Origin of the sequence: Vibrio genomosp. F6, assembly GCF_005146325.1 — a bacterium.
In the GTDB taxonomy this organism is placed as follows: domain Bacteria; phylum Pseudomonadota; class Gammaproteobacteria; order Enterobacterales; family Vibrionaceae; genus Vibrio; species Vibrio cortegadensis.
Genome location: NZ_SYUT01000024.1, coordinates 259,554 through 272,722, shown reverse-complemented (window position 1 = coordinate 272,722; position 13,169 = coordinate 259,554). Strand labels below are relative to the sequence as shown.

Genomic DNA, 13,169 nt, shown 5'->3' with positions numbered 1-13,169 from the left:
CTTAAGAAGTAAGTCGAGCTTAAGAATTTGAGTATTTCTATGGATAACCAATTACCCCCACATAGTGATGGTGTGAATCTCTGTTTAGATGAACTCCTGCACTATAAGTCTCAAACTGTACGCTGGTTACCCCCAGCGAACAGTTTATGGTCTCAATTAAGTGGCCAGCATCAAAGCCGCCAAAAAGGTCGAGGGATGGATTTTTCTGAAGTCCGCCAATATCAACCTGGAGACGACATCCGCAGTATTGATTGGCGGGTGACAGCACGAACAGGTAAGCCTCACACCAAGCTGTTTAGCGAAGAGCGCGAGCAGCCAGTGGTGCTATATATTGATCTCAACCCAAGCCTATTTTTCGGCTCTCAACTGGTACTAAAGTCGGTACAACTTGCTCATATCGCGAGTCTAATTTGTTGGTTAACCGTAGCGCAGAAAGACCGTATCGGAGCCATTATAGACACTGGCAATAAACGGTTTGAATTTCGCCCCTCTTCTCGCACCAGTAGCCCTCTTCGAATCATGCAGCAATTAGTCGCCGCACATAGCGAATCGCTGCAGGAAAACAAGCTGAATCAACGCGGTTCTGACATGCCGTCGATGGCTTCTGGTTTAAAAACATTGCACCAGCTCTGCCCCAAAGGAAGTGAAATCATCCTGTTAAGTGACTTCATGCGCTATCAAGAATCAGATAGAGCACTACTCACTCAACTACGAAAACACAACCGACTTCGCTTAGTGCATATTTACGATCCTTTAGAAAAAGGTCAAACCCATTACCGCGGAAGTGAAAAAGTATCAAACGGCTTCAAAGCGTTATGGCTTGATTTTTCATCGCCGAATACCCGTCGTAATATTGAAGCTGCTTTTCAAAAAGAACAGAATAAATTGAACGATTTATGTTGCTCTCTCGCAATCAATTACACCTCTATCTCAAGTGCAACATCTTTAGTTGAGCAAATTACTGGAACACATTCATGACACAATCAACAACAGCCCAACCCCCTACGTTACCATTAAACCCGGCTTTACTGCCTGACGCTCCAAGTTGGTGGCCGCTCGCATGGGGTTGGTGGTCATTAATGGCTTTGGCCTGCTTTACGGTGTTACTTGTTGTTATTTATTTGCGTTGGCGCAAGAAGAAACTAGCACCAAAAAAAGCGGCTCTGAAAATCATTACCAACCAAGCTCTGGAACATACCCCATCAGCAGCGATCGAACTCTTGCGTCAAGCGGCTCTCAGTTACTACCCAAGAGAGCGCATTGCTATGCTGTCTGGCGAAGAGTGGTATGCATTTTTGGACTCTCAAATCAGCCAGCCTCGCTTTGTCCCAAATAGCGTAGTATGGCAGCAAGCTCTTTATCAGAAACCGTCCTCAGAGACACAACAAAACTTGATTGAAGATTGCCAAATTTGGATCGAACAAGCTCTACCACCAAAGAGAGGTGGCCGTGAGTAACTGGTTTAGTCTTGAATTCGTTTGGTGGGGAGCGTTTTTCATCCTCCCCTTGCCTTTTTTAATCTATTTTTTTGCACCCGCAGTAAAAGAGCGAGCAGCCATTCAACTGCCTTATTTGCCAGAACAATCAACAGCCAAAACGCCAAATGTTTTATTGGCAAGAGTGCTTGCTTGTGCCATCTGGCTACTGCTTGTGTGCGCAAGTGCTAGGCCAGTTTGGTATGGTGAGCCTGTCGATTTTCAACCTAAGCATCGTGACATGATGCTAGTGGTTGACCTCTCCTACTCCATGAACCAACAAGACATGAAGCAAGGTGACGACTTTATCGATCGTTTAAGTGCGGTAAAAAATGTTCTGTCTGAGTTTATTGATAAACGTAAAGGCGACCGCTTAGGTTTAGTTCTTTTTGCTGATCACGCCTATTTACAAACCCCACTCACCCTAGACAGAAACACCATTTCGCAACAACTGAATCAAGCCGTTTTGCGCTTAATTGGGACTAAAACTGCCATTGGTGATGGGATCGGGCTTGCAACGAAAACCTTTGTAGACAGTGATGCGCCACAACGAGTGATGATTTTACTCAGTGATGGCAGCAACACCGCTGGCGTGTTAGACCCGCTTGAAGCGGCAACCATTGCTAAGAAATTCAATACCACGATTTACACCATTGGCGTAGGCGCAGGTGAAATGGTCGTCAAAGAGTTCTTCATGACTCGCAAAGTGAATACTGCTCAGGATCTCGATGAGAAAACGCTGATGGAGATTGCTAGCATGACGGGTGGGCAGTATTTCCGAGCTCGCAATAGCCAAGAACTCTCCACCATCTACGACACAATCAACCAATTAGAGCCGATCAGTGCCGCAGTACAAACTTGGCGACCTCAAAGTGAATGGTTTGGCTTCCCCTTGTCATTCGCACTGCTTCTTTCTCTGATATTAATCATTCTTAGGAGAAATCATGGCTAGTTTCGTTTTTCTCTATCCCTACTGGCTAGTGGCGATCATTCCACTTTTCATACTTTGCCTTTGGCTATTTCGACGCAAAAACTCAACAGGGCTGATTGCACCGCATTTAGCCAATCAGCTCGGTTTCAATCAAACTAAAAATCACAAACCACTCTCTATTGGTCTTGCACTAAGCGGTATTGTGGCCATTGTTGCTTTATCTGGCCCTAGTTTTCAAAAAGCAGAGCAGCCGAGTTTCGACCTAGCGACGGCACGCGTTCTCGTCATGGATATGTCGATGTCTCTCTATGCCACCGACATTCAACCCAATAGGCTAACCCAAGCACGCTATAAAGCTTTGGATCTACTTCCGCTTTGGAAAGAGGGAACAACAGGGCTCATCGCTTATGCCGGTGATGCTTATACGGTCAGCCCACTGACAAGCGATACGAATACATTGCATGCTCTCATTCCTAACTTATCTCCTGAAATCATGCCATATCAAGGAGCCGATGCAGCTTCAGCAGTGAAACTCGCCATCGAGATGTTAACCAATGCAGGCAATCATCAAGGTCAGATCATTCTCATCAGTGACGATATTGATGACCGTGAATATCAAGAGATTCAGGCTCTCACTTCTAACCAACAGTGGGAACTCTCATTTCTAGCCATTGGAACAGAAGAGGGTGCACCAATAAAACTCAGTGATGGAAGCCTGCTTAAACAGAGCTCAGGGGCTACCGTTATCGCGAAATCTCACCTGAGTAATATGCAGTCATTAAGCCAGTCAACAGGTGGCGTTTTTGCGCCTTTTCAGCACTCAAACAGTGATGTAGAGCTGATTGCAAATCAAAAACTTAGCAACCAAGGCCGCGCTAAAAAGCACAGTGACCAACAACTGACCGAACGAGTCAATAATGGTTTCTGGCTAGTTCCTCTACTGTTGATCCCTGGCTTATTTCTATTTAGAAAAGGTGGCATCTGGAGTGTCGCATTACTGTTTTTACCACTTGCTTACCCAACACCAAGTCAAGCGAACCCTTGGAAAACGGATGATCAGCAAGCCTACCAGTCATTTAAAAATGAAGATTTCCAATCTGCCGCTCAGCAGTTTTCAAATCAAAGTTGGAAAGGTGCAGCTCAGTATAAAGCGGGAGATTATCAATCCGCGATAGAGACGTTAACACCTCTAAACAGTGAAGATGATCAATATAACCTTGCCAATGCATATGCTCAATCCGGTCAGCTAGATGACGCTATTGCACACTATCAAAAGCTGCTAAAAAACAATCCAAACCATGCACTTGCAAAGAAGAACTTGGACATTGTTGAACAAGCTAAACAGCAACAGCAACAGCAACAGCAACAGCAACAGCAACAAGATTCTAAACAGAACCAAGAGCAGAATGACAACGCTTCTCAGTCACAAGGATCGGACAAAGACCAGTCATCTCAACAGAATAAACAGAGTGGTCAGCAAGGTTCAAAAAACGAATCGGCACAGAATGATCGTTCTGAGCCTCATAAAGGAAGCGAGAAATCAGACAGCGAACAAAAAGGCGATCATTCGGGCTCGCAACCTAAACCGGAACCTAGTGATGAGAATGATACACAAGCTGGATCTTCACAAGCTAGGTCTCCACAGGCTAAGTCTCCACAGGCTAAGTCTCCACAGGCTAAGTCTCCACAAGCGGAGCAGTCACAAACTGAGCCTTCACAGGATAAGCCCTCTGAAGGTACTCAATTGCCTGAAGAGAAAGACCTGAACGATCCCCAAACAGCCAACCGTCCATCAACTGACTCCTCTCCAGAAGAGAACAGTAAAGTACAACAGGTTGACCCAGATGTTAGGCGATTAGAACAAGTCGAAAGTGCTCGCGATCCTAGTCGATTATTACGAGCGCAAATGTTGTTACAAGCGCAACAAAGAAACGCCCCTCAACAAAACAATAAAAAGTGGTAAATAGAATGAAACGCACCTATCCATTTTTCATAAGAGTACTCTCCACGATGCTCTTTAGCCTAGTGCTAGGCCTAAGCTCAATCGCTCATGCTGAGTCCTTAGTCGCAAGCGTAAGTAAAAACAGAGTCGCCAAAGATGAAGTGTTTCAGCTTAAAATTGTCGCGGATCATAAGCTCAGCTCTGAAGATATTAACTTTACATCACTAGAGTCCGATTTCTATCTAGGTCGCCCAAGTTTCGGTTCGGCGATTAATATCATCAATGGTGATCGGAGTGTCCGCAGTGAATGGACGGTCTCTCTCGCGGCACTCAAATTAGGAACACTGACAATCCCTAGTTTTTCTGTCGGGGGTGTATCAACTCAGCCTATCGTTATTCAATCAAGCATCGACGCATCGGCTCCTAGCCAAAGCGACATGGTTGAATTTCAAACTCAGCTAGAGAAAAATGAGCTCTACCCGAATGAAAGTACACGGTTTCATGCCCGACTGATTATTAAGGCGGATCCGCGACGCTTACAAAACCCACAAATAATCCAACCGAAAGCAACCGGAGTCCGTATCGAAGCAATTGGGGACTCCAAGCAATATCAAAGCGTTATCGATGGAATGGAAGTGACGATTGTCGATCAGAGCTATCACATAACCGCTGATGATAATGGGCACACTAACGCGACACTGTTAGGTCCAAGTTTGAAAGGTGCCGTGGTTTATGGAGGGAACCGCAATGGCTCCACACGTCTAATCCAACTGAATACCAAAGCCGATTCCTACACGATCAAAGTATTAGCCAAACCCGATAATTACCGTGGATTTTGGCTACCAACACCATCGCTAACACTCAAACAGACTTGGCAAGATGAGTCTGGTAAAAATCTCGATCCTGCCTCGACTTTCGATACCAAAGTTGGTGAATCACTCACTCGAACCATCTCTTTAACCGTTGATGGATTGTCTGAAACTCAATTGCCGAATTTGAATGTAACGTATCCAGACTCTCTTAGAGTCTATGATGAAAAACCTCAATTTGACATCACCGATCAGGGTCAAACCGTAATGACAGTGAAGCAAGTGTTGATCCCGAAATCGACAGGCAGTGTGACACTTCCTTCTGTAAAAATCCCATGGTGGAATACTCAGTTAAAACAACAGGAAACAGCGAATATTAATGGACTAACCTTAGAGGTAAAACCGGGTAACGAAACGGCTCTGACTTTGCCAAACGCGCCAACTAAGGCTGTGCCTGTTGAAACACAAACCATCACGGTTATTGATGCCGGCATTTGGCCATATCTGACTTATATGTTTGCCACGTTATGGCTAATCACCTTGCTTATTGCCATCAAGATTTGGAGAACCAAGCCAAAAAATGTCGGAACACAAGCAAGCAAAGCCGAGCTCGCCCCTCAAGACCTTGGCATACTGCAAACCATTGATGCCGGTGATCCGATTCGTATTCAACAAGCTGTCTCTAGTTGGATGAACTCCCAAGTCAATTTAGACATAGATGTTCGCCATGCGATGGAGAATGAACTTCAGCGAATGCATGAAAGCCACTATGGGGAAATTCGGTCTCAGTGGAATAACAAGTCATTGCTTAAATTGATTAAAAAAGTGATGAAAACCAGCGCTACAGCGCAAGAGTCGAAACACAAATCAGTGCTAGCGAAACTTTAAATGAAGATAACTATCACAACTGCGGCATGACAGATTGGTGTGAGGTGGTCGCTTTTGAGGTGAGATAGTTATTAATACGAGATAGCAGTTAAAGTGAAGAAAAGGGATCCAAATGAATTTTTGGCTCCCTTTTATCTGATTCATTAGGGTAATTGAAATTACAGATACTTAATAAATAACTGATCATCCGCGTCCGAAGGCAGGAACCCTACCGCTTCTAAGTAAGTGCGGTGTTCATCACTATTTGCGTGCGCGTGTAACGAATTGAACCCTCGGCTTTTTATCACATCAGGATGCGTTTTAAAGTAATACTGGCCAATTTTGAAATCACGATACTCTAGCGTGACATAATCAAGTAAGACGTTCAGTACTCCATCTTGCTCTCTCTTCCCCACCAACAACCCTGCAATACTGTTATTACGAAGCATATAAAAAGCGGTGTCTGCTGACTGTAACTCTTCTGTCGATATTTGCCGCTCTATATCTTCGCGGTTTGCTGTAATGAAGTGCTCAAAATATTCAGAACCAACCGACGCCGAAATCAGTTTAAACTTCTCTTTGGTGTGGCTAATTTTGTAGAGGTAATACACATTAATCCCCGCTATTCCAAGGTTCATTAACATGGTGGGGTATGAATCAATGAAATAGGCAAAGGCCGCAAATAACAAACAACCAATAAAATTAATCACCCGTAATTTAATAATCGACGTCATGGTTAATGAGACGAGTACCACAAGCGAAGCTAAATAACCAAACCATTCAACCCAATCAAATTCCATTTTGATGCCCTTATGCTTTTGATATTTAATAAACCTGATATTTATTAAACATAGCAGAAGCAAAACAAGCTACCTCGTTACATCCCGAAACTCTGACCTTCTCGACATTCCAACTAAGATAAATCAAATGTTTCTATGTCAGCGTCACACGACTAAGTATTTTCATTCAACTAAGCATTCCACTCAACTAAGCATTTTCACTCGATAGGTCCAAACAACTCACACAATTTCGTCCTGACCTTTTGGCATGATATAGAGCTTCGTCAGCTTTATTGTATAGCGAGTCAAAATTAAAGTTCGCCGATGTCATTGTGGTCCATGTGTACCCGATGGATACCGTTAAGCATGTATTGTCAGGGTTATCAATGTGCCTAATGTTCTCATTCTCGATACCTTGACGTATCGCTTCCGCTTTCTCTTCCACTTCTCTTTCGGTGGTATCTACAAGTAATAATGCAAACTCTTCACCACCAATGCGGCAAAATGTTTGATCTTCACCTGAAGCATATCGCTCAAGGATATTGCCGATTCGAATCAAGGCGATATCCCCTTCAAGGTGACCATAATAATTATTGAACAGCCCGAAATGATCGATATCAAGAATGATGACCCCAAAAGTGAGTTCCCTCTCGCTCTCTATTTCACATAATTTTTCCAAGTGATAATCCAACATTCTTCTGTTGCCTAAGCGGGTCAGAGGATCCATTTTTGAAAGCACCTCAAGCTGCCTATTCACTTGTTCTAATTCATGAGTTCGTTTAGAGACCTCTTGCTCCAAGTTTTCGTTCAACTCTCGGATCGCCTCTTGCGCTTCCGTTCGCTGAAGCACTTCGGCTAAGCTTGACGCAAACATACGGATCATTTCTCTCAACTGGGACGTTAATGGACTACGAGTTAGCAAATTATCTGCGGCGATAAAAGCGATAGGGACACCACTATTACTGGTCAGCATCGTCATTGATGTCCACCCAAAACCTACAATTTTACAATCATGGTAAACAGGAACTGACTCTTCAAAAGCCACTTCGTTTGGTACCGATCTCGCTTGATTCACGATCGATTTATTCGTGGTTTCACTTCGATAGTAGGATTCATCCACCACATTGCCTTGAGTATCAGTCCCCCATGTACCTTGCATATAAGAGCATTTTTCATCGGTTAGAAAAACGGCTAAACGATCGATACCTAAATGTTGAATCGCAAAGGTGACGGCGGACTTACAAACTTCACTTACCGTCGCGCACCTCGAAAGCTCGACAATACTAGAGTGCAGCATACGAACGCTCTGCTCTTGGCGCTTACGGATATATATTTGCGCCAGAAGCGAACCAAAAGACTCCAACATCTGTTTCTGATAATCAGTAATTGCATTGCGATGAACCAAATTATCCATTGCGATCCAACCAAAAGCCTCTCCCGCTTCTCTTAAAATCAGCATGCCATTCCACCCCTGCCCGACCACTTTACCAGCCGTGTAGAGAGGGGCATTTTCGATCACAACCAGATTCTTTTTTTTACTGAATAACCCTTCAATGTACTCTTCTTCTAGCTGATGAATATCATACTGGGTCTGATGTTCACTGTTTGTTTTCCCAAATTCGTCCGTTCCATAAGTCCCACTGAAGCATCGCTTCTTCATATCAAGTAACATGAATACCGCACGATCAAAGCCAAGCTGATCACGTACCGCTTCGACTGCTGCTTTATATAATTCATCAAGGGATTTTGGATTAGACAGCTCTAAGGCGACCTTTTGTACCAACTTCATGTTGTTTACAAACTGTTCGCGCATTTTAATCTCATCGAGGTATTGCGCTTCACGTACATCTCGATTTTTAATCTCTAAAGCCGCATTTTTTTCAGCTCGCACGCATTGCCATTTTGCCGCCGCAATTTGTAAAAACTCAAATGTAGATTCAAATATTTTTTCGACACTCTCATCTTTAATACCTTGAATGATAATGTAAGTTCGAGAAGCCGTTGAATTATCCAGCATCATGACATAAGAGCATTCATGCTTTGGTTTCTCATCCCATATACAGCTATTCATGGCGATAGGTATGAATCCTTCCGCAGTATCAAACTGTGCCGCCCACTTCCAAAAAGTAGATGGATAAGAGATGAGTGATGAAAAAGTACCAATTGAGAATAACGGGACAGTTCGTGGACTATAAATAGGATCACGAAAAATGAGCGCGCCCTCGATACTTAGCTCCTCTTGAAGGTAAGCAAATAACACCTCAGCCAACACTCTATGATCTCTTACTGCTGAAACTTGTTTTGAGAACGTTTTTATATACACCAAGGGACCCCAATAATGTCATCTAATGGCTGGATCATTGCTCAAAAAACCATATGCAATCAATGGCGTTAAATGTCGATTGTTAAATGCACCGCATTTTTGAAACTCTATTTGCAACATCCTAGAGTACTTAGACATTATTGGGATTTTGTTTCCAAAAAAAAGCCCCACATAAAGTGAGGCAAAATTCATCGCATATATTTTTATAGTGATTTCTTAGAATTTACTACTAGCGCATGATTGCATATCAACCAAAATCACCATTAACATAGCCTTTTGTTCTGTCATCTTTAGGTTCACTGAAAATAACGGCAGTATCATCATGTTCCACTAGTTCTCCCATTAAGAAGAAAGCCGTACGATCAGAGATACGTCTTGCTTGCTGCATTGAGTGAGTCACGATAACGATCGTATACTCTTTTTTCAGCTCCTCCATCAGCTCTTCAATTCTATGGGTTGCAATAGGATCAAGCGCGGATGTTGGTTCATCCATTAAAATGACATCAGGCTCCATTGCGATAGTACGAGCAATGCATAATCGTTGTTGTTGACCGCCAGATAAACCAAAGGCATGTGATTTCAATCGGTCTTTTACTTCATCCCAAAGCGCGGCACCACGTAGCGAACGCTCAACCACGGAATCGATATGCTTCTTATCTTTGATGCCTTGAGCTCGTAATCCATACGCAACATTTTCGTAAATACTCATAGGAAAAGGGTTCGGTTTTTGAAATACCATGCCGACTTTGATGCGGAGATCGGCGACATCAATATTGCCGTAAATATCTTCACCATCCATTTCAAGTCGACCAGTGATCTTCACACCTTCAATTAAATCATTCATTCGATTTAAGCACCGAAGTAATGTTGATTTTCCACAGCCCGACGGACCAATCAATGCCGTAACTTGGCGCACTGGTACAGGTAAGTTAATGGTTTTTAGTGCCTGATTTTCACCGTAAAAAAGATCGAGGTCTTGAATATCAAATTTGTTCATATTTTAAGTTCTCTTAAATTCTGTTGTGGCTGATAGCGACTATGTACTTGAAGTACTCAATGTTTAATACGTTGCAGTATTAAAGCGACTGGCTATCAGTTTGGTCAGGGTGTTGATCAGTAACACCACTACAATCAATACAGTTGCCGTGCCATAGGCTTGGTTCCACTCTTCAATAGAAAATAGTTCCGTGGTGAGCTTATACAGGTGAACCGTTAACGTTCTTCCTGAATCCAATAAACTATCTGGGATACGCGCCACCATACCTGCGGTAAGAAATACAGGTGCCGACTCTCCAATAACACGGCCAATACTCAAAATGACGGAAGTCAAAATCCCAGGCATGGCACTTGGTAGAATTAAACGCCAAATCGTATAAATTTTTGGAGCGCCTAGCCCATAAGATCCTTCTCGATACGTTTGCGGCACTGCCATTAGAGCCTCTTCCGTTGTTCGAATAATGACAGGAAGAATCAAAATACTCAGCGTTAATGCTCCCGACAAAATGGAAAAACCTAACCCAAGTATTGCCACGAAGAAAGTCATACCAAATAGACCAAATATGATCGATGGAATTCCCGCTAATGATTCGGTACAGAAACGGATAATCTTAACCAATTTACTGCCCACTTTGGCGTATTCCGTTAAGTAGATTGCCGTCATGATCCCAAGCGGTGCGGCGACTGAAATCGACGCGATCACCATATAGATCGTCGAGATAATCATCGGGAAAATTCCGTGTTCATCCCCTGTTCGTGTGTAGTCATCGGTAACAAAATTCCAATCAACATGCTGCAAACCATTTGAAAGGATGTACCACATGATCCAAAACAGGAAGCCTACTGTTAATGCTGAAGCGCCCCAAATAAAGACACTTAATACATTATCTTTGAACTGACGCTGTTTTTTAAGTTTTGTACTTTTCAATTTATCGGGTGCTGTTGACGCCGACATCGCTTTTTTCTCTGAGGTGGTCATATTTTGTGAAGTCATGATAGTTACCTCGCTTTTTCACGATTTAAATACAGTAAAACAGCGTTTAGTGACATGATGAAAACCAGTAATACAACGCCAGTCGCATACAGTGCATTCGCGTGGATCCCGCTGGCATAAGACATTTCGATTGCGATATTGGCCGTCAACGTTCGAGCAGAGTCTAAAATGCCTTCAGGCATTGCAGGCGCATTTCCCATCACCATGATAATCGCCATCGTTTCTCCTAGCGCACGGCCAATACCAAGAATCACACCCGTCATGATCCCAGAACGAGCGGCAGGAACTAATAGTTTAAAAATAGTAAATATCTTTGATGCCCCTAGCGCCAAAGAACCCTCTTTGTAAGCACTTGGAACGGCGCGTATTGACGTCTCTGATACCGTTATAACCGTTGGCAGAATCATGATACCCAATACAATAATTCCAGCCAAAATCGTATTACCCGCAGGAACTTGGAATATATTCTGAATAAGAGGGACGATGATCACCAAACCAAAAAAGCCGTATACCACCGAAGGAATACCCGCGAGTAACTCAACCGCAGGACGAATAATATTAGCCAGTGGCTTTGGTGCAATTTCAGCAATGAAGATCGCGGTTAGTAAGCCAATTGGGACTCCAACCACCACTGCACCTAACGTTGAAACCACAGAGGCAACAATCATTGTTGCAACACCATAAAGCGCAGGTGGAAGCCAGTTTTGTCCAAGAACGATGCCTGAAACACCGACCGCTTGAAATGCAGGGATACTCTCTTTAAAAATGAAATAAGCAATAACGGACAATGACACAATGCCGATAATCGCGCTGGTTAAAAATAAACCGTGAAAAATACGTTCTTTCCAATCAACCCGCTTTTTCGTCCGTAATCCACGTTTAACTGAGATCGATGAGCTATTCATAAGCTTTTCACTATTTGTTGCGATGGTCATAACCAAATACTCATATGTCGATAATTCGATATGGGTAAAAAAGGCTCAGCCCGAAATGTGGACTGAGCAATAATGATTTATTCTAGTTAACTGAGATGTAACCTTTTTTAGCAACCAATGCTTGAGCTTCATCGGTAACCATCCAGTCAAGGAACTGCTGTGTAGAAGCTGAAGGCTTGCCTTCTTTATAAAGAACAAGGAATGGACGAGCTACTTTGTATGAGCCATTCTTAACATTACTTACTGTCGCGGCAGTACCATCAATAGGTAATGCATGTACTGAATTATCCACTGTACCTAAAGAGATATAGCCAATTGCATATGGGTTAGAAGCGACCATTGTTTTCAGTGCGCCATTACCATTAGCAACTTGTGCTCGTTGCGAAATAGCTGACACTTTTACACCTGATATTTTCTTTTTCAAATTCATGATATCTTCAAATGCACCACGAGTGCCTGACGCGGTATCACGAGTAATCGCAACGATTGGCTTATCTGCACCACCAACATCTTTCCAGTTACTCACTTCGCCTTTATAGATTGCTGTAACCTGTTCAGCCGTCAACTGTTGAATGCCGTTTTTAGGGTTTACTACGACCGCAATACCGTCACGAGCAATGACCAGTTCTTTTAATTCAGGTTCCTTTTCAGAGCTTTTTAGATTGCGAGATGACATCCCTAAATCTGCTGACCCATTTTTTGCCGCTTTAACGCCTGCAGAAGAACCCGGCCCCTGCACTTCAATATAAACATTTGAATTCGATTTCATGTATGTTTCAGAAAACACTTCCATAAGCGGTGTTACGCTACTGGAACCTACCGCAGAAATAGTTTCTTTTGCTGAAACTGAAGTCACTGTTAAAGCACCGAATAGAGCGATTGCGCCGATTACTGTTTTTTTCATCACAAATTCCTTTAGTGGCCTTATTGCCGTTGTGTTTCATTTGACGATGCTCACTTTAGGCAGGTTATGTGACAGTTGTGTTTCAGTTCGTTGAAGCCTCTATGACAGCGTAAATACCGTTTACTCCCTTAATTATTTTTTGAATTTATCGATCAATACGAAAAATAACGAAAATGAATGATTACTACTTATTGGGTAGAAAGATAAATAGTGT

At 43.0% G+C, this 13,169-nt stretch carries 11 protein-coding genes; 5 read left to right on the top strand and 6 right to left on the bottom strand.

Annotated elements, in window-relative coordinates; translation table 11 throughout:
- Positions 1-39 precede the first annotated feature (39 nt).
- From FCV43_RS10070 to FCV43_RS10050, 5 genes are read left to right on the top strand one after another with little or no spacing between them, the layout of a single operon-like run.
- Positions 40-978 (top strand): DUF58 domain-containing protein, encoded by a 939-nt coding sequence (locus FCV43_RS10070; RefSeq protein WP_136995084.1) that lies wholly within the window; start codon positions 40-42, stop codon positions 976-978.
- The gene (locus FCV43_RS10065) at positions 975-1,457 is read left to right on the top strand and encodes a DUF4381 domain-containing protein (protein ID WP_136995083.1); all 483 of its coding nucleotides are present in this window, start codon (positions 975-977) and stop codon (positions 1,455-1,457) included. Before FCV43_RS10070 ends, FCV43_RS10065 begins: the two co-directional genes overlap by 4 nt.
- Entirely contained in the window at positions 1,450-2,427 is a 978-nt protein-coding gene (locus FCV43_RS10060) for a vWA domain-containing protein (RefSeq protein WP_136995082.1), read from the top strand. Before FCV43_RS10065 ends, FCV43_RS10060 begins: the two co-directional genes overlap by 8 nt.
- Positions 2,420-4,369 carry a VWA domain-containing protein gene (locus FCV43_RS10055; RefSeq protein ID WP_136995081.1) on the top strand — a complete coding sequence of 650 codons (1,950 nt, stop codon included), beginning with the start codon at positions 2,420-2,422 and terminating at the stop codon, positions 4,367-4,369. Before FCV43_RS10060 ends, FCV43_RS10055 begins: the two co-directional genes overlap by 8 nt.
- Before the next feature lie 5 nt (positions 4,370-4,374).
- The gene (locus tag FCV43_RS10050; RefSeq protein WP_136995080.1) at positions 4,375-6,045 is read left to right on the top strand and encodes a BatD family protein; all 1,671 of its coding nucleotides are present in this window, start codon (positions 4,375-4,377) and stop codon (positions 6,043-6,045) included.
- A gap of 158 nt (positions 6,046-6,203) precedes the next feature.
- Here the strand turns inward: FCV43_RS10050 and FCV43_RS10045 are convergent, their stop codons facing one another.
- From FCV43_RS10045 to FCV43_RS10020, 6 genes are all read right to left on the bottom strand, one after another.
- Positions 6,204-6,824 carry a YgjV family protein gene (locus FCV43_RS10045; protein ID WP_136995079.1) on the bottom strand — a complete coding sequence of 207 codons (621 nt, stop codon included), beginning with the start codon at positions 6,822-6,824 and terminating at the stop codon, positions 6,204-6,206.
- Positions 6,825-7,011: 187 nt separating this feature from the next.
- The gene (locus FCV43_RS10040; protein WP_113798461.1) at positions 7,012-9,126 is read right to left on the bottom strand and encodes a sensor domain-containing diguanylate cyclase; all 2,115 of its coding nucleotides are present in this window, start codon (positions 9,124-9,126) and stop codon (positions 7,012-7,014) included.
- Positions 9,127-9,373: 247 nt separating this feature from the next.
- Positions 9,374-10,123 (bottom strand): phosphate ABC transporter ATP-binding protein PstB, encoded by a 750-nt coding sequence (pstB, locus tag FCV43_RS10035; protein WP_017053521.1) that lies wholly within the window; start codon positions 10,121-10,123, stop codon positions 9,374-9,376.
- A gap of 63 nt (positions 10,124-10,186) precedes the next feature.
- Complete coding sequence (pstA, locus tag FCV43_RS10030) at positions 10,187-11,077, bottom strand: phosphate ABC transporter permease PstA (RefSeq protein WP_050988747.1); 891 nt, start codon at positions 11,075-11,077, stop codon at positions 10,187-10,189.
- 44 nt (positions 11,078-11,121) lie between these two features.
- Positions 11,122-12,051, bottom strand: coding sequence for a phosphate ABC transporter permease subunit PstC (gene pstC, locus FCV43_RS10025; RefSeq protein WP_136995078.1), 930 nt, complete (start codon positions 12,049-12,051; stop codon positions 11,122-11,124).
- A gap of 82 nt (positions 12,052-12,133) precedes the next feature.
- The gene (locus FCV43_RS10020) at positions 12,134-12,955 is read right to left on the bottom strand and encodes a phosphate ABC transporter substrate-binding protein (protein ID WP_017053518.1); all 822 of its coding nucleotides are present in this window, start codon (positions 12,953-12,955) and stop codon (positions 12,134-12,136) included.
- Positions 12,956-13,169 lie beyond the last annotated feature (214 nt).

Excerpts from the sequence above, each read along its gene's own strand:
- FCV43_RS10070 (WP_136995084.1), top strand. The coding sequence starts at position 40 with ATGGATAACCAATTACCCCCACATAGTGATGGTGTGAATCTCTGTTTA.
- FCV43_RS10065 (WP_136995083.1), top strand. The coding sequence starts at position 975 with ATGACACAATCAACAACAGCCCAACCCCCTACGTTACCATTAAACCCG.
- FCV43_RS10020 (WP_017053518.1), bottom strand. The coding sequence starts at position 12,955 with ATGAAAAAAACAGTAATCGGCGCAATCGCTCTATTCGGTGCTTTAACA.
- FCV43_RS10050 (WP_136995080.1), top strand. The coding sequence starts at position 4,375 with ATGAAACGCACCTATCCATTTTTCATAAGAGTACTCTCCACGATGCTC.
- pstB (WP_017053521.1), bottom strand. The coding sequence starts at position 10,123 with ATGAACAAATTTGATATTCAAGACCTCGATCTTTTTTACGGTGAAAAT.
- pstC (WP_136995078.1), bottom strand. The coding sequence starts at position 12,051 with ATGACCATCGCAACAAATAGTGAAAAGCTTATGAATAGCTCATCGATC.
- FCV43_RS10045 (WP_136995079.1), bottom strand. The coding sequence starts at position 6,824 with ATGGAATTTGATTGGGTTGAATGGTTTGGTTATTTAGCTTCGCTTGTG.
- FCV43_RS10055 (WP_136995081.1), top strand. The coding sequence starts at position 2,420 with ATGGCTAGTTTCGTTTTTCTCTATCCCTACTGGCTAGTGGCGATCATT.
- pstA (WP_050988747.1), bottom strand. The coding sequence starts at position 11,077 with ATGTCGGCGTCAACAGCACCCGATAAATTGAAAAGTACAAAACTTAAA.